This window comes from Priestia koreensis (genome assembly GCF_001274935.1).
Classification (GTDB): Bacteria; Bacillota; Bacilli; order Bacillales; family Bacillaceae_H; genus Bacillus_AG; species Bacillus_AG koreensis.
On the sequence record NZ_LILC01000023.1, the window covers coordinates 77386 to 98436 of the forward strand.

Sequence of the window (21051 nt, forward strand, 5' to 3'; positions counted from 1 at the left end):
ACCGCAGTCGTCTTTTTTTATGCATGAGCCAGATCGCGCTCGCGAATAGCCTCTTCTTTAATCGTACGCTTCACAATTTTACCAACGCTGTTCTTCGGTAAATCTTCTTTAAACGTTACGCTTGGTACTTTATAAGCCGCAAGCTTTTGCTTACAGTGTTCTACAATTTGTTGCTCTGTTAAGGAAGATCCTTGTTTTTTTACGACAAACGCAGCAGGAACCTCACCCCAGAATTGATCGGGTAAGCCAATTAATGCAACCTCTAACACATCATCAAACTCACGAATCACTTCTTCTACTTGGTCAGGATAAATGTTATCACCGCCGTACACGACAACATCTTTGTAGCGACCTTCGATGTAGATAAACCCATCTTCATCTACACGTCCTGCATCCCCCATCGCAAGCCAGCCGTTTTGAAGAACGTTGTTTGTTGCTTCTTCGTTATTCCAGTATCCTTTGAAGATATATGGACTGCGAACCATAATCTCACCAATGTTACCTGTTGGAAGTTCTTCTCTTGTTTCAGGGTCTACTACTTTCACTTCTACGCCTTGTACTGGTTTACCCGCAGACGAGATTTTCTTCCATCCCATATCAGGATGCCAAACGCTAATAATCCACGCCTCTGTACTGCCATAACCTTGTGCTAGCGTCATCCCTTGTGCATCAAATTGCTCGATTAGTGTTTCCGGAACTTTTGTTCCACCTGATAATCCAAGCTTAAACGAAATATCACGTGGATTTTTTTCTAGCTCCTCCATCATGTATGTGAATGCTGGTGGCAATGCAAGCATTACTTTAATATTTTCATGTTCAACGATTTCCCAAATCTTCGCTGGATCTGTTTCCTTTGTACATACCATTGTTAAACCCGTTGAGATGCACTGAACCAATGCGCTTATTGTACTCATGTGGAAGAAAGGATGTGCCACTAAATATCTCATATCTTCTTCAATTTCAACGTCTTCATTTAAAGACGTACTTAAGAACCCAGCAATTGCTCCGTGCGCTAGCATACAACCTTTTGCATTTCCTGTTGTGCCTGATGTGAACATCATAAAAGCAATATCTTCTGACGTCACATCATAACCTAACGTTGGCTCTTCTGTCGACTGATCAGCGAACTGCTTTGTAAACGCTGCTCCCTTTTCGACTTGAATTGTTTGCGAAATGTTCGTTCCTTCTTTTGCTTCTTCTAATATAGAAGCAAAGTCATCGTGATAAAAGACAGCTGTTAAATCCCCGCTTTTTAAAATGCTGTTTAGCTCATATGCCGTCATTCCTGTGCTAATTGGAACAACAATCGCACCAATTTTCAATGCAGACATAATGAGTACAGGGTAAGCAATACTTGTCTGACAAAGGATGCCGACACGATCACCTTTTTTAATTCCTCTTTTGATTAATTCATGTGCCCCCTGATTGATGCGTTCGTTATACATACTATATGAATAGATTTCGTTTCCTTCTACCAATGCCTCTTTAGCCGGAGATTTCGCTGTACGTGCTGTGACTAAATGTTGTAATGTGTTCATACTAATTCTCCTTCGTTACTTTTTATTAATTTGTTAATCGAATGTTTTATCGACTAAAGTATAGTAACAAAAATCATTTCGCTGTCAAAGGGAATTAATTCCTATATGAAAACACCGCATTTAAAGTGGCTAGATGACACAGATTCCGGCTCTATTCCCTGGGGCTGAGTATAGTAATCGCTTACAAATATCCTTTCTTCCGTTTAGTGAGTCCCATACATAAGTTCTTTATTACTACCACTATTTAACACAAATATAAGTCTATTGACTTCCACTAAATACAAGTGTCTTTTTATCACTTATTATTTAGCACATGGTTTAAGTAAAAATAAAATTACAGAAAAAAGCCGCCAAAGTTGGCGGCTTTTTTCTGTAATACTTACGCTTGGTAGTGTTTTACGTCTAATGGTGCTGCTAAAAATTCTTTTGCGCTTCCAGCGAATTTTTGGAAATGAGCTGATGTATTATGAGCTTCAATTGCAGCTTGGTCTTTCCACTCTTCTAACATCACAAATTCATTTTCATTTTCAACTTTTGTTGTTAACATGTAGCTGATGTTTCCTTCTTCTTTACGAGAAGCTTCAATTACTTCTGTTACGTTTTTAATAAATTCTTCACGTTTTTCTGGTCTAACTGTCATGTATGCTTGAATTGCGATCATAGTCAATTCCTCCAAATGTAGTAAGTAGTTAACGATCTTTATTTAGAATGATCATCAACGCTATAAAAGATACCACGCTTTTTAGGCTTGTACAATTTATTTGCTCAAACTATTTCACAATCAAATAATCGAATTTAAAGACATTTAGTTGTTCGTTAATTCTAAAAAATGAGCCAATATTCGAGCGGTTAATCCCCAGATGACGCGATCTTCATAATAATAGAAGTACTCCTCCATATGTCGCGCCTGCCATTCGTAATCCTCCCCACCGATAATATGGTGAAACGGAAAATCTTTCCCAGGCTCGACTTTAAACGTGACGTTATGAATATCTGGCTTCTGCTCTTTAAAATAGGAGAGCGGCACCGTGAAGATTTCACCTACTTCAGATGCGTTAGGCTTTAACGGAACGTCGTTAATTATGCCTACAAATGGATGAATCACTGTTCCAAACGGAGATACCATATAGTCAAGCGGCGCTGTCGCTATAATTGCTGATGCGTCGATTCCTAGCTCCTCAGTCGTTTCACGAACAGCCGTATAGGCTTCATCAGGATCATCCTTTTCTACTCGTCCACCAGGAAAACATATTTCACCAGGCTGCCTTCTTAAGTCAGCTGAACGTACTTCAAATAAAACATGTAGTTCTCCCTCTTTTTCGATGAGCGGAACCAAAATCGCAAATTGCGAAAATTGATCAATTCCAAGTATGGTAGGTGTTCGCTTATTTATTTTGTCTAGCAGTGCTTTTACGTTCATGTCATCAGCTCACTCTCTATTTCCTTATACGTGTATCTTACTATATCTCTTCCCCTTTTTTATACCATGAACACTTTCCTTTTGGTATAGGTAGAACAATCAAAGGAAAAAAAGAACCCCTTTCCTCGGAGTTCTATAAACCAATTTTCACCCAAAGTTTTTCGTTTTTAATTTCCATATGCTGAATGTTACCAACAGGAACGTACTTGATTTTATCCAGCTGATTTAAATCGAGTTTTACATGCCCCTCTTCATATGAAAGTAGAGGTGGTTTATTCAGCGCTTTACTCCGAATCCAATCTTGATTTAACGGCTTCATTTCCTTCAACGAAAAGTATATCGTTCGCTTTTCCGTTTTCACTGGCTGGAGAGTAAGCTGAAACGGAATTTTGAGCAACATTTTTTTCGCTGTTCCTTTAATCACTAGATTTTCATCTTCAAAAGTTAATTGAAAATCACGAATCTCGTTTGGATCGAGCTGCTTTGCGATCATTTTTGAGAGTAAATCCGCTGTGATTGGAATTGGAACCCCAGCTCTTTCTACCTTCTCTTTGGCCTTAGAAAGAAGGTTATTTTCTTTTTGTAGGAAGTTCGTAATTTTATCGTTTGCCTTTTCAAACAAACCTTTCATGCTGCACTCTCCTCCACGGCTTTTGCCTATATTATGGTATAAGCATATGCAGGAGAAGTGCACTTCGTTCCTCTAATCACGATCAAGCAATGGGTCCTTGCCATCAAACGATGGGAAAAGCTTTGGATGTATAAGCGGTGCCAGTTTTTTAAGACCGATGAGCAAACGTGGAGAAGGTCTACAGTAATATTCCTCTTCTAATACATGTACGTTTTGTTGCTTTATCGCTTTTATACTTAACCATCCTTCCCTCTTTTTTAAAAGAGATGGCTTCATTTTTTTCGTTTGTACCCCCACCCACGCCATACAGATGTGATCAGGATTTTTTTGCCTCACCGTTTCCCAATCCGTTTGAATATTTGCCTGCTCAACGTCAGCAAAGCTATTCCTTCCTCCGGCTAATTCACTTATTTCCGTCAACCAATTGACGCCTCCGGGAGTAAAAACAGGCTTTGGCCACCACTCCCAATATAGCGAAGGCTTTTGCTCAATTGAGTTTGTGATGATTTTATATTGATGTATGTATGCTAAAAAATGTTGGGAGAGCTCTTCTCCTTTTTCTTTCTGTCCAATTGCCTTCCCCACAGTACGCAGATCTTCAGCGATATCTACTAGAGATTGCGGATTTAAAGTGATAAATGGAAGCCCTCTTTTTGCTAATTCCTCCACGTTTCGCTCCATCCCTGGCACGCTTAGTGATGCTAAAATGAGGTCTGGGTTTAACTCTTCTACAGCATCTATATCAATGGACAAATCTGGACCGAGTCGCTTGCAGTGATCTAAATTGGGCCAGTCCGAATAATCATCTACTCCGATCACATCATCAATGACTCCTAAATAAGATAATAGCTCGGTATTACTTGGACATAGTGAAATAATACGCATCGTCTCACTCCTTTCTTCCTTATAATATTCTTTTGAAATCGTTATTTTCCTACTACAAAAACGGAACTCACTTTTAAAATTAGGATCAATTTTTTCTGTTTTTTTAAATATATACAGCAATATTTTTTCTCCTTTCTGCTTCGATTTTCTATACATTTGAGCAAAACAACCATGGACACTAGTCGTGACCCTCTGTTCCAGATTACATAGTATGTATAGAGGAATTTTCCTCAAGCGATTTTTATTGAAACGAATGGAGGTAAAAATTTGGGTATTAATAATCTCGTTATTAATAGTAGCTTTGAAACCGGTAGTCTAGCACCTTGGGTTTCGTTAAATGGAACGATCACAAGAGACTATTCTCATACCGGTTTCTTCTCTGTCATCTTACAGGGAGGAACAGTTAACTCATTTCTTTATCAATTTGTGCCTGCATCTCCTGGTGAAAGCTTCGAGTTTTTAGTTTCAATTGGGAAACTAGGACCTGGAACACCACCGGCGGCTACTTTACAAGTTAGCTATTACGATGCTGCGTTCAACTTCTTAGGGTACGGTGTTATCGAAAGCATTGATATTGACCGTATTCCTGATATTACAATTAATGACACATGGCTTGAGACTTATCGCAACACATCCCCAGCTCCTGCTGGTACTACCCAAGCACTTGTCTTAGTAAATAAACTTCCTGGTGTGGGAGTGGCTGATTTAGTATTTGATGATGTAGAACTTCTTACTGCTACTGGTGGTGGCAGCGTAGGTCCTACTGGCCCTGCTGGTCCTACTGGTGCTGCTGGTCCTACTGGCGTTGCTGGTCCTACTGGTGCTGCTGGCCCTACTGGTGCTGCTGGTCCTACTGGCGCTGCTGGCCCTACTGGTGCTGCTGGTCCTACTGGCGCTGCTGGCCCTACTGGTGCTGCCGGCCCTACTGGTGTTGCCGGTCCTACTGGTGCTGCTGGCCCTACTGGTGCTGCTGGTCCTACTGGCGCTGCTGGCCCTACTGGTGCTGCTGGTCCTACTGGCGCTGCTGGCCCTACTGGTGCTGCTGGTCCTACTGGCGCTGCTGGCCCTACTGGTGCTGCCGGCCCTACTGGTGTTGCCGGTCCTACTGGTGCTGCTGGCCCTACTGGTGCTGCTGGTCCTACTGGCGCTGCTGGCCCTACTGGTGCTGCCGGCCCTACTGGTGCTGCTGGTCCTACTGGTGCTGCTGGCCCTACTGGTGCTGCTGGTCCTACTGGCGTTGCTGGTCCTACTGGCGTTGCTGGTCCTACTGGCGCTGCTGGCCCTACTGGTGCTGCTGGCCCTACTGGTGCTGCTGGCCCTACTGGTGCTGCCGGCCCTACTGGTGCTGCCGGCCCTACTGGTGCTGCCGGTCCTACTGGTGCTGCTGGTCCTACTGGCGTTGCTGGTCCTACTGGTGCCGCTGGCCCTACTGGTGTTGCTGGTCCTACTGGTGCTGCTGGTCCTACTGGCGTTGCTGGTCCTACTGGTGCTGCTGGTCCTACCGGTGCTGCTGGTCCTACTGGTGCTGCTGGTCCTACTGGCGTTGCTGGTCCTACTGGTGCTGCTGGCCCTACTGGTGCTGCTGGTCCTACTGGCGCTGCTGGCCCTACTGGTGCTGCTGGTCCTACTGGCGCTGCTGGTCCTACTGGTGCTGCTGGCCCTACTGGTGCTGCTGGTCCTACTGGCTCTGCTGGTCCTACTGGTGCTGCTGGTCCTACTGGCGTTGCTGGTCCTACTGGTGCTGCTGGCCCTACTGGTGCTGCTGGTCCTACTGGCGCTGCTGGTGCTGCTGGTCCTACTGGCGCTGCTGGCCCTACTGGTGCTGCCGGCCCTACTGGTGCTGCCGGTCCTACTGGTACTGCTGGCCCTACTGGTGCTGCTGGTCCTACTGGTGCTGCTGGTCCTACTGGTGCTGCTGGTCCTACTGGTGCCGCTGGCCCTACTGGCGTTGCTGGTCCTACTGGCGTTGCTGGTCCTACTGGTGCTGCTGGTCCTACTGGTGCTACTGGTCCTACTGGCGTTGCTGGTCCTACTGGTGCTGCTGGTCCTACTGGTGCTGCTGGTCCTACTGGTGCTGCTGGCCCTACTGGTGCTGCCGGCCCTACTGGTGCTGCTGGTCCTACTGGTGCTGCTGGTCCTACTGGTGCTGCCGGCCCTACTGGTGCTGCTGGCCCTACTGGCGCTGCTGGTCCTACTGGTGCTGCTGGTCCTACTGGTGCTGCTGGTCCTACTGGTGCTGCTGGTCCTACTGGCGTTGCTGGTCCTACTGGCGTTGCTGGTCCTACTGGCGTTGCTGGTCCTACTGGCGTTGCTGGTGCTGCCGGTCCTACTGGTGCTGCTGGTCCTACTGGTGCCGCTGGCCCTACTGGTGTTGCTGGTCCTACTGGTGCTGCTGGTCCTACTGGTGCTGCTGGCCCTACTGGTGCTGCTGGCCCTACTGGTGCTGCTGGTCCTACTGGTGCTGCTGGTCCTACTGGCCCTGGCGTTACCAATACTTCTGGATTTGCGGCTAATACAGGTGGTTCTATCATCGCAGTTGTATTAGGTGGTACGTCTGTTCCTCTTCCAAATGCACAAAACTTATCAGGCGGTATTACAGTTGACGGTACGAATACAGTCTTTACAGTTCCAACTGCTGGTAGATACTATATTACGTATCAAGCAAAAACGACCGCTGCTTTATTACTAGGTTCTCGTTTAATCATTAACGGTGCTCCTAACCTTGCTTCTACAGTCAACCCTGTGTTAAGTATTTCAGAATTTAATGCCGACGTTATCGTTACTTTAGCTGCTGGAAGCACCATTACACTTCAATTCTTTGGCTTGTTAGGTGCAGCGACACTTCAAAACGGTGCAGGTGCTGCATTGACGATTGTTAGATTATCTTAATTAAAGAAGAATAACTTCACAATAGCTTACCAAGGATCCCTAGGTTCCTTGGTCTTTTTAATTTTGGAGACAAATTTTAAACCACCTAGAAACTAAAAAGCCCGAGTCTGTGACTATTTCCACTAAAATAGTCACAGACTCGGGCCTCAATATTTATGAACTTTTACGTATACTGAGTGTGGGTTACGAACATTTTCCCACCATTAAATCAGATCGTTACTGCTCTTTCTCTATCCCCAATTTCTCCTCTAACAATACCTTATTATTAACAATTCGCTGATCCTCTGGTCGATAAGTTCTTGCTTGTTCGTTATGATAATACGATTTGGCAAAATTTCCGAGTCTGTAGTAGCAAAGACACATTTGCAAATGCGGATACCATGTGTAGTAAGCAGGGTAGCTGAAACTCCACTGATTGGGATCTGCTTTTTGTTTTGTTGCAATATCATACCAATATACGGCTGATTCATAATCCTCTTTTACTTGAAAGTTATAGCCTATTCTGCTTGCAGCTTCCGCTCTTGGAGTCTTGGAAAACTGCAAGGTTTGAAACAATGATTTCAATTCATTATCCGTATCTCCTAAAAACCGATAACAGTCCGCTTTATTAATACATGCATACACCTTATCTTCTATCCAGCCTTCAGCCATGCTAATATTTTTATCGTAGCTCTCAATCGCTTTTTCATAATGGCCATTTTCGCGAAGTTCGTTTCCATAATAGAAATGATCACGCGGAGAGAATTCGTCTCCTCGATCAATCTTTTTCTGATAAATACCGAGCGTTCGTCCAACCGAATGCTTTTCCTTTTTATGCGTAACGGAAATGCCTGCGTTAATAACGTTCCCGTACACTTCTAAGTATTGGTGAGCATCGCCTTTCCAAACAAAATTTCGAGAGCGTTTAATTAATCGATTGCGACGATAGCGAAGCGTCACGTTTCCAAATTCATCTGTCCCTGCATCATAATACATAGAAACAGAATCAACTGACGGATCAAGCGTTTCTTTTAATTCCTTTAACTTTCGTTGATCTTCCTCTAACAATACGTCATCTGCATCTAAAAATAAAATGTAGTCACAGGTGGCGTACTTAAATGATTCGTTTCGGGCCGCCCCAAAATTCCCAATCCATTCAAAGAAAAATATCCGGTCCGTATATTCCTTGGCGATTTCGACTGTACGATCCGTTGAACCTGTATCAACAATGTTAATTTCATCCACAATATCCTTTACCGTATCAAGGCACCTTGCTAAGAGCGCTTCCTCATCTTTCACAATCATACATAAGCTAATGCTAATCATGTATACCCGCCTTTCTCTCTACAAAAAATTAAATTTCAGCACTTGTTTAGATCACCGATTTTTACCCGTTCTTTATAGAATATTACTATAGCGTTTAAATGGTGCACCTGGCGGCAAGCAAAAAAGCCCTATTATCCGCTTTATATGCGCAGTCATGCTCGTTTCACATATACTAATAGAAAGAAAAAAACGAAGGAGGGTTTCTTTGAATAACCTTATTTCACATATTGCAAAGCATATTCAAGCAAAAGAATACAGCAAAGCATTTGATTTGCTGCAAGTTCTGCAAAAAAATGGTCCGAACTCACCTGAACTGTATTTATTAACGGGAATCGCTTATTTAGAGATGTCAATGGTTGAGAACGCATGGCTTTGGTTTTGGCGAGGCTACGAACAGTTTCCATCAGATCAGGCGCTTAAAGAATATGTTTCTCTATTAAATTCCACGCGAGAAAGAGAATTAAAGGTAAAACAAACGCTTCAATCTCTTCATACAACCTCATCTTTTAACCATACAAACGGAGACCTCCGTGTCCTCCAAGGCTCAATTGAAATTGCCAATCAAATGCATACGCTAGCAAAAGGACTTCATTATCACGATGTTTATGCTAAAACATTAAACTACTACCCTTATTATTTAGGGTATACGTCTGACTACGCGTGGTCATTGCTTGATCAAAAAAACACGCCTTCTTTAAATGAGAAACTCAGAAAGCTCTCCCAAGAACTGTGTGATCAATTTGATCTGTTTCATTTTCATTTTGGTACGTGTTTAACATGGGATGCTTCTGATATTCCAATACTAAAAAATGATAATAAAAAGCTGCTGATGCATCATTGGGGAAGTGATGCACGCATAGGTTCACTTGCCAAGCAGACAAATCCATACGTCGTTGTTAAAAACCAAGACGAGACAGGCATTCGTCGTAATCTAGCAAGACTTGGTCACTCATTTCAGCACTGTATTGTTCCAGATATGGAATTAGCTCAGTATGTAAAGGACTACTATGAGCACGTTCACATTCTCCCTTCTTCTATTGATTTAACTCATTATGACCTCGTTGACCTCCCCAAAAACAATAAACCGCTAATTGTTCACGCTCCAACCTCTCCTCTTGTAAAAGGAACTTCTTACATTACAAAGGCTATTGAACAACTACAGCTAACGTATGATTTTGACTTTGAACTCATTCAAGGAAAGTCTCATGAAGAAGCGAAAAAGATGTATGAGCGTGCAGATTTAGTGATTGATCAGCTTCATATTGGAAGCTACGGTCTTTTGGCCGTGGAATGTATGGCGATGGGAAAGCCTGTCATCTGCTGGATTAGTGACTATATGAAGGAACACTATCCAGATTGCCTCCCAATTATTTCTGCAAATCCTGATACCATTACCGAAATCATTAAACACTGCCTTGACAATCAAGACGGCCTTATAGATATTGGCAAACAGGGACGAATTTACGTAGAGGAACACCACGATATGATCAAAAATAGCGCTACGCTGCTAAATTTATATACACGGATTAAATAGCAAAAGGAACCCTTCTTGTTAACAAGAAGGGTCCCTTTTGCTACTTTTTAATAATGCGACTAGGGTTTCCAACCACTGTATGATGATTCAGTACATCCTTCACTACGACTGTACCTGCTCCTACGATGGCGTTTTCCCCAATTGTAATTCCCGGAAGAAGCGTTGCGTTGTTTCCAATTTTCGCCCCTTTTTTGATAATGGGACCCTGATGCTCATAATTGCCCATTCCCATATACATATCGTTAGACGTTGAACAACACGGTCCGATAAACACTTCGTCTTCAATGATCATATCGGCTGTAATGTAGCAACCCGTTTGAATGGTAACGCGACGACCGATTGTTGTATTTGTTTCAACAATGGCGTTTCGACCAATAATACTGTCTTCACCAATGGTTACATGTTCGCGAATACTGGATAAATCGCCTACAAATACGCCGCTCTCAAGCGTCGTTCCTCGGTAAATTACGCTATTACACCCCACTCGAACGTGATCACCTATGAGAAGTGGACCTAGCTGTTTTCCTGGCTTTCGGGCCATTTTTTTATTTGAAGACGTATTTTTCCCTAATACCGTTAAATCAGCAATTTCAACGTGACTGCCGATTTGAGTATCCTTTTTAATCACAACATGATGACCAATGGTCACATGATCCCCAATGGTCACATTTTCTTCGATGACGACGCCTTCCCCTAAAACAACCTGATCTCCAATAATAGCTGATGGATGAATCATACTAAGCTCTCCTTACTTGTTTCATATTTTAAATGGTATTGTAGATGGAAACGAGCTGATCAACGACTTTTTCTGCTGCATGATATTTTTCCACGTACGCTCTGCTTGCGATACCTATCTGGTTGCGGCGTACAGGATCTTTGATTAATGCTGAAAGCACGTCGTAAATCGTTTCAGGTTTGGCAATAACAATCGGAAGATCTGGCGGCAAATAAGCTTTTACGTCATCACGAATATAAGCGATTACCACTTTCCCCATCGCCATCGCTTCTACGCTCAGCATTCCATGAGTCCCACATAGCAATTGATCAATCACGATGTCGGACTGCGCGTACATTTCGGTCGCCTCTTTATGACTTTTCTTTTCAATCGTCTGATATAAAAAGGAATGATCTCCTTTTAGTCGTTCAATCGCATTTTCTACGTATGAAGACCCTTTAAACTCACGATTGGTCGGCGCATGAATAATTTTTGGTACTGCATTTGTTGTGGATGGATAAGAAGCCTTGAAATTTTCGATATTACAAGCTAGCGGAAGAACGTGCACGTTTTTATAATAGTCCTTTACATGAGGCACCATCTCATAATCCTGTACAATAACGTGGTCCATATAGCTTGAGAACTGCACTAAGCGCTGATGAATTTCCTCATCGGTTAGATAACTAGGTGGAAGCGGATATGAATTAAGCTTTGCCACATTCGTCGTTGTCCGAACATCATTCCCCCAGTGATGCATAATCATTTTTTTACCCGCTCCCTTGATGAGGGGAAGATCTCCGCCCCCTAAAAGAAACGTGTCCCCATTATGAAAATGAAACAAATCTCCCTTACTAATTATCGCGGGTAAGTGTCTAGCAATCTCGTAGGCATCCGTGCTTACAATATCTCCACTATAGTTTAAGTAACTATGAAACCAATTGTAGCCCGCTACATCGTATCCCTTTTTTCGTAAGTGCTTACATAAAATACCCATCTGTCCCGCTATTTCAGTGGGGCCATGAACAATTTTCATCTACATCTCTCCTTCCCCATTAGTATATTCATATGAAGGCAAGTGGTTAGCTGTATGACAGTAAATCCGCAGACAACCATGACCACTTCTATCTTCTTGTCATATACTAATAAGAATTTAAAAAGGAGGGAATTTAATTTGTCTACTCGTCCCTATGGATTTCAAACGCCAGAAGAGCTAAATATTCACAATCACATTTGCATTCTGCCGTTTGGTGAATATGGCTCTGAAACGCTTGAATATGAGTGGTCAATGGAAGAATTACGACCTTATCAGTTTTATTTAGTCAATAACGAACCGGTTGATCGGATGTTTACATCATTTATTTTCAATGCTTATGAAGGTCGAAAAGGTTATTCCATTCACCCTATGTACGCGGGCTTTGAACAATTAGCTCAAAAAGAGGACTGGAATTTTATATTAGATCGTTACTTTACGAAAGGATATAATTTTGATGCCCTTTCATTAAACACACCGTTTGCACAATATACAGACGTTTGGATCACCATTCCCTATCCGCTTACCTTTCAAGAAAACTTCGGGATGATAAACGGAAGGTTCTATAATTTCAAATCACCTGCTGATCGCCTTGATGCGGTTAAATGGTGGATTGACACGTTTCTTGCGCGCTGGAATAGTAGCTTTCATCTACACGATAAGCTACGCTTAAAAGGCTTCGTATGGCAACGAGGAACCATCCCTAAAGAAGATGAGGAACTGGTAAAAGCGAGTGTTCAATATGTTCGAAGCAAGCAACTCCTATCTATGTGGCTTCCGTATTTAAATGGATATGGATGTTATGATATTACGTCTTTTGAATTTGATGTAGCAAGTGCAAGTGCAAATTACTATGGGAATACAGAAATATCTTCCGAGTACATTATGCACGTGACCAACTATGCGAAATATCATCGTACAGGTGTTCAAATGATTGCTGGAAAAGGTCCTACATTTAATGCCACTCACATTACCGACTATATAGACGGGGCAAGCACTTATGAATATGATAAGGCACTCATTGTCTGTGACTTTGCGAATCAAAACCTACGTGATCTCTATTACAGCAATCCCTCTTTGTATCAAAGCCTCTATTCGTTCCTCAAAAGTTAAAAAACGGAGGGAGTACCTATCTACAGGTGCTCCCTCCGTTTTTTATAGCTGTTCGTATATCGCTAGTAGCTGCTCAATGACGACATCACTACTGTGATACGTTTCGACATATTTACGCCCCTGCTCTCCGTGCGTTCGTCTTAAAGATGGGTTTTCTAAAAGTTTCTTCACCTGATCGTATAGCGTATCAGGATTTGCATTCACGATTGGCAGTTCACTTGGAAAACGTGAAACTAAATCTTCCCGAATGTAGGTGACAACCGGTTTGCCTAGCGCCATTGTTTCTACGCTAAGCAGACCATGTGACCCACACAATACTTGATCAATAACAAGATCTGCTTCCTTATACAGCTCAATCGCTTCTGAATGCTTAAGCTTTTCGATGCGCTTGTAGTCAAAATCATACTCTTTTCTCAATCGCTCAATGGCTTTCTCAACGTGCGCTGTTCCTTTAAAATCTGGATTTGTTGGGGCATGTAAAATCAAAGGACGCTTTTTCGTTGGATCAGGATAGGCAGGGGTAAATTGAGAAAGATCGATCGCAATTGGCACGACGTGAACGTGATCGTAATAGTTTTCAACGTACGGAACCATTTCATAATCCTGTACAATCGCTTGCTTAATATAGCGGGTCATTTTAGTTAACCTTTCATGCATCACTTTATTAGGAGGTGAATCACCTGTGTATACATATGGATTGTGGATACGGGCTATATCATGAAACCGTACATCATTTCCCCAATGATGCATCACCATTTTCTTACCTAATCGCGCAATCTTTTCTAAATCTTCAAAACCTGGTGACAACGTCGTTCCATAGTGAAAATGAAACACGTCGAACGCCCGAATGATGTTTTCACGTTCCTGCTCAATCGTCTGTTCATCCGTATTGACTAAATGATCCTCATACCCTAAATAGGAGTGAAAGGTATTGTATCCAATTGAATAGTGACCCTTCTTTTGCAGTGCTTCACTTAAGATACCCATTTGACCTGCAATTTCCGTTGTCCCATGGAAAACCTTCATTTAATACTCCCCTTTTAACCATTCATACGTTTTTTGAAGACCTTCCGTAAGCGTATGATTATTTTTCCAACTCAATTCAGCCTGTATCTTTGCAATATCCATTCTCCGTCTCATTACTACGTCCACTCTGCGTTTTGGAAGAAACTCTAAGCTTCCTTTTTTGTTCGTTACTTCTTGAATACATTTGGCAAGCTGTAGTACGTTCGTTTCAACACCTGTTCCTACATTATATACCCCACCAATGGAGCGATCATCTAGTGCCGCTATATAGGTTGCTTCTATGGCATCTTCTACGAAGGTAAAATCTCGGGTTTGCTTTCCATCACCAAAAATGGCTAACGGTTCCCCTTCTTCAGCTGCTTCAAAAAACTTTGCGACAACTCCACAATACGGATTTGTAATAAGCTGCCCTGGTCCATATACGTTGGAAAAACGAAGCGTTACGACTGGGAGCTGATAGAGGTGATAGTAAACCTGTGCATAATGCTCGGTTGAAAATTTACTTGCCGAATACGGTAGTTTAATGTTGTAGTAAGTTTCAGGTGTTGGAAGAATCTCCGCATCACCATATACAGAAGCCGTGGAGGCATAGACAAATCGTTTTAACTTTTTGGCATACTGATGCGCATGCTGAAGCAGCAAGTAGCCTCCATACATATTTGTCAAAAAATCTTCATTTACGTTCTCAACTGAATTAACTAAGTTTTTACATGCAAAGTGAAACACATAATCTACTTTTGGCAGTACGTCCTTTAGCAAACCTTCGTTCGTAATGCTTTCTTCATAAAATGTAATCTTCGTGGATGTAGGAATGGCCGCCTTATTGCCGGTTGCAAGGTTATCAATGACATAGATATGGTCAGCTTCTTTCAGTAGCCGTTTTACAAGCTGTGAACCGAGAAAACCTGCCCCTCCCGTCACTAAAATGGTGCCCATGCTCATAACGAATCAATCTCCCTTTCTCTTCATGTGTGCGGTTGAAAAATGATCAAGAGGCAGTGTCACGATCTTTTGCTCGAGAGCAGATTGATAGAGAGCAAAAATGGTCTCTAACGCCTTCTTTCCTTCTGTTCCATTTACTAACGGTGTTCCTATCTGGGTGTTAATCACTTCTAAAAACTGTTGGTACATGGATAGATGCTCCGAATGATCATTAAGCAGCTCGTTCACATCAGAATCGTTTTCTTCTCCATCTACGTACCATCTTGTAATAATATCTAGACCTGAACCCTCTATTGAAATGGTACCTTTTTCACCAAATATGGAAAGCGAATAACCAATGTTGTTTGGTTGGGTGATAACATTTGCTTCGATGATCCCCTTTGCTTCATTTTCAAACGTTAACACACCTAGTGCGACGTCTTCTGTTTCTTTAACAGATAGATACCGTGAAATATCCCCATATACAGATTTCACATCACCGAGAAACCACTGCAATAAATCAATGACGTGAATGCCTTGATTGATCAGCATTCCACCATCTTTTTCCCAATCTCCGCGCCAAGGAGCTGATGTATAATATTCTTCAGAGCGATTAATTCGCATACTGGCTACCCCTAAGTACGGTTTTCCAATTTTTCCGCTCGTCACGACTTCTTTAATTTTTTGCATCATAGGACGAAAGCGCATTTGATGACAAACCATCACGTGTCGATTATGCTTTTTTCCCCATTCAATAATGTCATTAGCATCTTTAATGGATAAAGCAAGCGGCTTTTCAATAATAACGTGCTTACCATGTTCGATCGCTTCCTTTGCAATGGGGGCGTGTAGCAAAGAAGACGTCGCAATAATAATGACATCAATGGAGGAATCTTTCATCATATGGTGATAGTCTCCGTAATGATTAATACTCGAATTTTCCCCAGCGCTCTCTTGATATAAAGAGGCTGCTTGTTTCATTCGCTCCTCTTGTATATCACTAACAGCTACAAGACACGCATTCGGACATTTAGAAAGGCTTTGAATGTGCCGCTTTGAAATATAGCCGCAGCCAATTAAACCAAATGTAGTCAAGCACTTACACCTCCTTTACAGATAAAAGCACGCCAATAACCTCATCTTGTTCTTCTTTCGTGATGAACGGATCAAGTGGAATAGCAAACAGCGTTTCAGATAAATGCTCGGATACAGGAAAGTCACCTTTTTTATAGGAAAGATCTGCGTATACTTCTTGCAAATGAAGACATTGCGGATAGTACACACCGCTTTGAATATCATGTTCAGCAAGCTTCTCCATAATTTCCTTGCGTTGCGTTGATCCTAAGCAAAAGAGGTGATAAATATGGGTGAGATGATCGAATTCTTTTGGAGGAGTGAACAAAGGATGGTTGGCTAAATGCGAACGATAATAGGCAGCATGCTCTCTCCGCTTTTCGTTCCACGTATCAATTTTGTCTAATACAATCAGCAGAATGGCTGCATGGATTTCATCTAATCGACTGTTATAGCCGATGGAATCGTGGTAATACTTTTTCGATGTTCCGTGCATTCGTAACTTCCGAATACGCGCTGCTAGCTGTTCGTTAGAGGTCGTAATAATTCCACCGTCTCCTAACGTTCCAAGGTTTTTTGTTGGAAAAAAGGAAAAGCAAGCCACGTCTCCTAGGCTTCCTGTACGGCGTCCTTTATAAGAAGAGCCGAACGCCTGACATGCGTCCTCAATCACATATAATTGATGTTTTTTCGCAATTTCCACAATGTCATCCATCTCGGCTGGCTGACCGAATAAATGGACCGGAATAATGGCCTTCGTCGCGGAAGTAATGGCCTTTTCTAGTTTTTTTGGATCGAGATTATAGGTGATCGGATCGACGTCAACAAATACCGGTGTTGCTCCTACGCGTGAAATGGCTTCTGCACTCGCGAAAAAAGTAAACGGTGTCGTAATCACTTCGTCTCCACTTTTAATACCAAGAGCGTCTAGGGTTAAGACAAGCGCATCTGTTCCGTTCCCAACGGCTACCGCTTCTTTTACACCTAACTTTTGGGCAATTTTCTCTTCTAACTCTTTTACCTTTGGCCCTAAAATATATTGCCCCCCGTCAATGACCCCTTCAATTTCTTTTAAAATATCGTCCTTAATAGATTGAAATTGTCTTTTTAAGTCTACTAAGCTGATCATAGCAGTCTCCTTTTTCATATAAGTCGTGTCGTGTTGCTCGTTTTTGAATGCCTGTGTCCTGCATCAGGTCATTTTCACGAAAACAAATGGAAATTTTCGGGCATAGAATTTCTCTATCACATTCACCCAATCACAATAAGCTATGTAAAAAACGTTTGGTGGTCACGGCAATCAACCATCCTTCGTCATTTATTTCTGCATTATATTCACCTTGGATGAAAAATGACCCTTTTCCATGACACCTTTATACAGATTGAAAATAGTATGTAATAAGCGGCATGGCTAACTTAACAACCATCAGAAAGGAGGTACTATGAGTATGGAAGAAAAAGAAAACGTATGTATACGCGTGCCCAAAATTTATGATTGGATTAATCGTCATGTCCACTTATCCATCATAGGTTTTAGCTTATGTGAAAACCCTCCTGCAGGAGATGATCAATACAATGTGGCAATCGGAGATTTATGTGAGCTGTTTCATCACCGTGAAGGAATTGACTGCTTTTTAAGCGATTCATACGGAGAACCGATTTCGCTTGAAGAATTATCGGACATGATTACCATACGGCGTCATTCAACGGTAGCTGTTACTCTTCCAAACGGAGAGACGGTTCATCTAGAAAAAGTCAGCGCAACCGTTACAGGATTTATTACGCTAGAGATTGAAGATGACTGTGGCTGCGTACTCTCTTCCAATCCAACCCCATTCACCACTACCCAGCGCTTACTGCTTTGTGCCCCACACGGAACGAGAATTATACCTGTAATCTCGTCTTTCCAATGTGATCCTGTCGTCATTTGTGATCATGCCATTCAACAAATTCAAATTGACCTTGATTTTTGTTTGGATGTCACGAGTGAAGCGACTGTTCGAATTGAGCTCGAGGCGAATGAGTGCGCCCCAAGAAAAGATACAAAACCTGTACCTCTCTGCAAGGAGTACATTCCGCAGTGCTCTTGCTTGTTGCTCCATGAAAACACGAACTAAATGAAACAAAGGAGGATGTTACATGAGTTATGCTAACGTACGGTTCAAACGTTCAAACTGCGTTGACCCTACCCCTATTATCCCTTGTTGTATTCCAAGCTTTGTCGAAAAATTTATTAATGAAGATGTCGATATACGAACAAAGTCTGGAGATGTCATTCGGGGCATTATTACAAACGTTAATCAAGAAGAATGCTATATTTGCATCGTTGTACCAGAGCTTATTTCTCCATTTGTCGCTTCGAAGCTAATTGTATTAGATGGAAACCAAGTCGAAAGTATTTCCGCTCTTGTTGATGGAGATACAACGTGCATTTAACAAAAAAGGAGTGATTTTCACTCCTTTTTTACGTTAGTTCACGAAAATTTTATAATCTATGTGGTAACCGATAGGCTGAGAGACTCGCTTTAACACTGCCGTTCCGTGCATGCTAGAATGATGGGTTTGATCACTATAGCGAATGTGTACATAATTCTTCTTTGAGCACGACCATAACCTCATTCCACTCCGGAGACAGCGTTTCTGAAAATCAACGTCTTCTCCTATATTAAGCGATGCAAAGGGAATCTTCTCTGAAACTTCTTTTCTAAACGAAAGCGTCGCTCCCGTTAAGCATCGCTGGGTGGGAAAATCAGCAGCGCTCACTTCCATATTTTCTTGTCCTGGTTGAAACAAAGAAAGTAGTTCATCCTCCTCAAAGTATGTATAAATGGCTGCTTTCCCTACAACGTCTGCATCTGTTTCTTTAAAAGATGACTCCACTTCTGTTAAATAAAAAGGGCCGTAAAAATCGTCATCATCAAACTTGCTGATCACGGAATAACTAGCCTCACTAGCAGCCAGATTTAGGCATTCTCCGAGCGTCGCGCTTTCATGATGAACGTATACCCGAATATTATGATGTAGCGATGCCCTTTTCTTCCATTCCCCGACATCCATCGTTGAATGATTTAAGACAACAATCATCTCCTTCTCGGCCTTGGTTTGGTGCTCAAAATTCGTGAATACATTTTCAATCAAATGATCCCGATTCGTTACGGTCACAACGGTTATCATGGCTGTCCCCCCTGTCATGTCAGGCTTCTTCCTCACATTCACTGTTACCAAATTCCGCATCTACCATATATATATAAAGGCACAAGTCTTTTTAGAAAGGAATAATGTTGAATGACCCTTTTTGTAGAACGTGATATGAGTAAAAAACTAGTGGTCGTCATTCCAGCGATGGATGAGAGTGATACGATTGGTGGCGTACTAGCAGAAGTCAACCGATTGCAGCCAGATGAAGTCGTCGTTGTTGTTAACGGCGCGACGGACGAAACAGCGGATATCGCCAGAGACTACGGAGCAACGGTAATCGAGTATGAGGAGCGCCTTGGAAATGACGTCGGACGTGCGGTAGGCGCTATCCATTCCATTGATGCAGATATTTACCTTTTTACAGATGCAGATATCGCCATTGAAGCAGAGCACCTTCTCCCTTTCATTACCGACATTGAAGACGGTGCAGGAATGACGTTAAATGCAATCGATTGGGTAGCTCGTCACCCATCTCCAGATGAACCGTGTATCGACCGCTATTTATCAAACATCATCCAAGGTCGACTTGATCTCGGTCTTGAAAATCTTCTCACCATTCCCCATGCGCTAAGTAAAAAGGCAATTGAAGAAATTGGTGTTGAATCTCTCGCGAACCCTCAGCTCGCGACATGCATTGCCATCGAAAAAAAGGTAAAAATCCGCGTGTCGAATGACATTGACGTGCTCTCTGTGAATAAAACGCGAACGGACCACCGAAAAAAGCTCTTTGAAGTGATGCCTGAAGCCTATCAGCGTATTCACGGAGATACGTTAGAAGCGTTTCAATATTTAATAGATGAATACGGACCACGCTTACACTTTCCTACCCATCGGAAACGAGTAGTGACGAAAGAAACATTAGAAGATTTAAGAGGTCAATGGCAAAAACATGGAACGAAGGGGCTTGCTGAGGTATCTTTTATCGTTCCGATTTCTCGTCACTCCACTTATCTTCGTCATTTATTAAAAGCACTTGTAAAAACACATGGGGAAATCATTCCGATTATTTACGGAAATAAAACGGAAAAGGTAGTAAGAGTTTTAGAGGAATTAAATCTACCATACTTTATTTCTTCTCAAATTCGTGACTATGGGACGGCCTTCCGTTTAGGTGCCGAGGTTGCTTCGAAAAATACCCTCGTGTTTCATGAAGCCGCCATTCCGGTCGATATCGAGGAGCTCCTCATGATGGCAAGACGGGTGATGAACAAAGAAACCGATATTGCCTTAAATGATCAAAGTGACTTTGCCGGAAAGCTTGAAGGCATGAACGCCCTGCACATGGCCAATCATTTTATTAACATTACGTGTAAAATGAACTCATTTAAGACATCCGCCTTGACGATCTCTCCTTTTGTGATGACAAATGAGGTGCTAGAGACGATCGGAAAAGATTCGCTTTATAATTTGTGCATCGCGCACATTCGAGCTACGCAGACAAACCTTAGAATGCAGCAGGTCGTCAAAATTGATTACCTTCGCCGCATTAATCCCGTCACGCTTGAAAAAGTGTTTAATCCTGAAAAGATCCTCGGAGATATTTTAGAAGGAATTGACTATTGGAATCAAATGAACGGATTTAGAGGAGGATTTACAGACGGAAAACGAAACCGCGCTGTATTTGAAGGAATTCCACGCTATTACAAAACAACGCTTCCTGACCAAAGCGATCTCTTAACAGAAGAAGAAGCTTTCTATTGGTTAGAAGGTGAAAAAGAAACAAATGAAGTAGTCTTTGTTAAAAAACGAACGTCCTTCTCCTAGAAAAAGCC

General features: G+C 42.3%; 19 protein-coding genes. 6 read left to right on the forward strand and 13 right to left on the reverse strand.

Annotated elements, in window-relative coordinates; translation table 11 throughout:
* Positions 1-17 precede the first annotated feature (17 nt).
* From AMD01_RS16555 to AMD01_RS16575, 5 genes are all read right to left on the reverse strand, one after another.
* Entirely contained in the window at positions 18-1538 is a 1521-nt protein-coding gene (locus AMD01_RS16555; RefSeq protein WP_053402558.1) for a class I adenylate-forming enzyme family protein, read from the reverse strand.
* Between the two features lie 379 nt (positions 1539-1917).
* Positions 1918-2199 (reverse strand): putative quinol monooxygenase, encoded by a 282-nt coding sequence (locus tag AMD01_RS16560; protein ID WP_053402559.1) that lies wholly within the window; start codon positions 2197-2199, stop codon positions 1918-1920.
* Positions 2200-2343: 144 nt separating this feature from the next.
* Positions 2344-2958 (reverse strand): NUDIX hydrolase, encoded by a 615-nt coding sequence (locus tag AMD01_RS16565; RefSeq protein ID WP_053402560.1) that lies wholly within the window; start codon positions 2956-2958, stop codon positions 2344-2346.
* Positions 2959-3091: 133 nt separating this feature from the next.
* Entirely contained in the window at positions 3092-3589 is a 498-nt protein-coding gene (locus AMD01_RS16570) for a hypothetical protein (RefSeq protein ID WP_053402561.1), read from the reverse strand.
* 72 nt (positions 3590-3661) lie between these two features.
* Complete coding sequence (locus tag AMD01_RS16575) at positions 3662-4474, reverse strand: cobalamin-binding protein (protein WP_053402868.1); 813 nt, start codon at positions 4472-4474, stop codon at positions 3662-3664.
* Between the two features lie 267 nt (positions 4475-4741).
* Between AMD01_RS16575 and AMD01_RS16580 the strand changes: the two genes are divergently transcribed.
* Positions 4742-7363 carry an NTTRR-F1 domain gene (locus AMD01_RS16580; RefSeq protein ID WP_053402562.1) on the forward strand — a complete coding sequence of 874 codons (2622 nt, stop codon included), beginning with the start codon at positions 4742-4744 and terminating at the stop codon, positions 7361-7363.
* A gap of 216 nt (positions 7364-7579) precedes the next feature.
* Here AMD01_RS16580 and AMD01_RS16585 read toward each other — a convergent pair whose 3' ends face one another.
* A complete protein-coding gene (locus tag AMD01_RS16585; protein WP_053402563.1) occupies positions 7580-8668 on the reverse strand; it encodes a glycosyltransferase in 1089 nt (362 codons plus the stop codon).
* 205 nt (positions 8669-8873) lie between these two features.
* Here AMD01_RS16585 and AMD01_RS16590 point away from each other — a divergent pair, with 205 nt between their 5' ends.
* Entirely contained in the window at positions 8874-10202 is a 1329-nt protein-coding gene (locus tag AMD01_RS16590; RefSeq protein ID WP_053402564.1) for a glycosyltransferase, read from the forward strand.
* A 40-nt stretch (positions 10203-10242) separates the two neighbouring features.
* Here the strand turns inward: AMD01_RS16590 and AMD01_RS16595 are convergent, their stop codons facing one another.
* Entirely contained in the window at positions 10243-10938 is a 696-nt protein-coding gene (locus AMD01_RS16595) for an acyltransferase (RefSeq protein WP_053402565.1), read from the reverse strand.
* Positions 10939-10966: 28 nt separating this feature from the next.
* Positions 10967-11950: a glycosyltransferase family protein gene (locus AMD01_RS16600; protein ID WP_053402566.1), complete on the reverse strand. Its 984-nt coding sequence runs from the start codon at positions 11948-11950 to the stop codon at positions 10967-10969.
* A 138-nt stretch (positions 11951-12088) separates the two neighbouring features.
* Between AMD01_RS16600 and AMD01_RS16605 the strand changes: the two genes are divergently transcribed.
* Positions 12089-13060, forward strand: coding sequence for a DUF4855 domain-containing protein (locus tag AMD01_RS16605; RefSeq protein WP_053402567.1), 972 nt, complete (start codon positions 12089-12091; stop codon positions 13058-13060).
* Positions 13061-13102: 42 nt separating this feature from the next.
* On the opposite strand, the gene AMD01_RS16610 is transcribed toward AMD01_RS16605, so the two are convergent.
* From AMD01_RS16610 to AMD01_RS16625, 4 genes are read right to left on the reverse strand one after another with little or no spacing between them, the layout of a single operon-like run.
* On the reverse strand, positions 13103-14086 hold the full coding sequence (locus AMD01_RS16610; protein ID WP_053402568.1) for a glycosyltransferase family 4 protein: 984 nt from the start codon (positions 14084-14086) through the stop codon (positions 13103-13105).
* On the reverse strand, positions 14087-15022 hold the full coding sequence (locus AMD01_RS16615) for an NAD-dependent epimerase/dehydratase family protein (protein ID WP_245638967.1): 936 nt from the start codon (positions 15020-15022) through the stop codon (positions 14087-14089).
* Positions 15023-15034: 12 nt separating this feature from the next.
* Positions 15035-16102 (reverse strand): Gfo/Idh/MocA family protein, encoded by a 1068-nt coding sequence (locus AMD01_RS16620; protein WP_053402570.1) that lies wholly within the window; start codon positions 16100-16102, stop codon positions 15035-15037.
* A 4-nt stretch (positions 16103-16106) separates the two neighbouring features.
* Positions 16107-17210, reverse strand: a complete 1104-nt coding sequence (locus AMD01_RS16625; protein WP_053402571.1) for a DegT/DnrJ/EryC1/StrS family aminotransferase — start codon at positions 17208-17210, stop codon at positions 16107-16109.
* A gap of 319 nt (positions 17211-17529) precedes the next feature.
* Between AMD01_RS16625 and AMD01_RS16630 the strand changes: the two genes are divergently transcribed.
* Together AMD01_RS16630 and AMD01_RS16635 are read left to right on the forward strand one after the other, a co-directional pair.
* A complete protein-coding gene (locus AMD01_RS16630; protein ID WP_053402572.1) occupies positions 17530-18198 on the forward strand; it encodes a BMQ_0737 family morphogenetic spore coat protein in 669 nt (222 codons plus the stop codon).
* A 22-nt stretch (positions 18199-18220) separates the two neighbouring features.
* Positions 18221-18517: a hypothetical protein gene (locus AMD01_RS16635; protein ID WP_053402573.1), complete on the forward strand. Its 297-nt coding sequence runs from the start codon at positions 18221-18223 to the stop codon at positions 18515-18517.
* A 33-nt stretch (positions 18518-18550) separates the two neighbouring features.
* Here AMD01_RS16635 and AMD01_RS16640 read toward each other — a convergent pair whose 3' ends face one another.
* On the reverse strand, positions 18551-19255 hold the full coding sequence (locus AMD01_RS16640; protein ID WP_053402574.1) for a glycosyltransferase family 2 protein: 705 nt from the start codon (positions 19253-19255) through the stop codon (positions 18551-18553).
* Between the two features lie 111 nt (positions 19256-19366).
* Here AMD01_RS16640 and AMD01_RS16645 point away from each other — a divergent pair, with 111 nt between their 5' ends.
* Positions 19367-21043 (forward strand): glycosyltransferase, encoded by a 1677-nt coding sequence (locus AMD01_RS16645; protein WP_053402575.1) that lies wholly within the window; start codon positions 19367-19369, stop codon positions 21041-21043.
* Positions 21044-21051 lie beyond the last annotated feature (8 nt).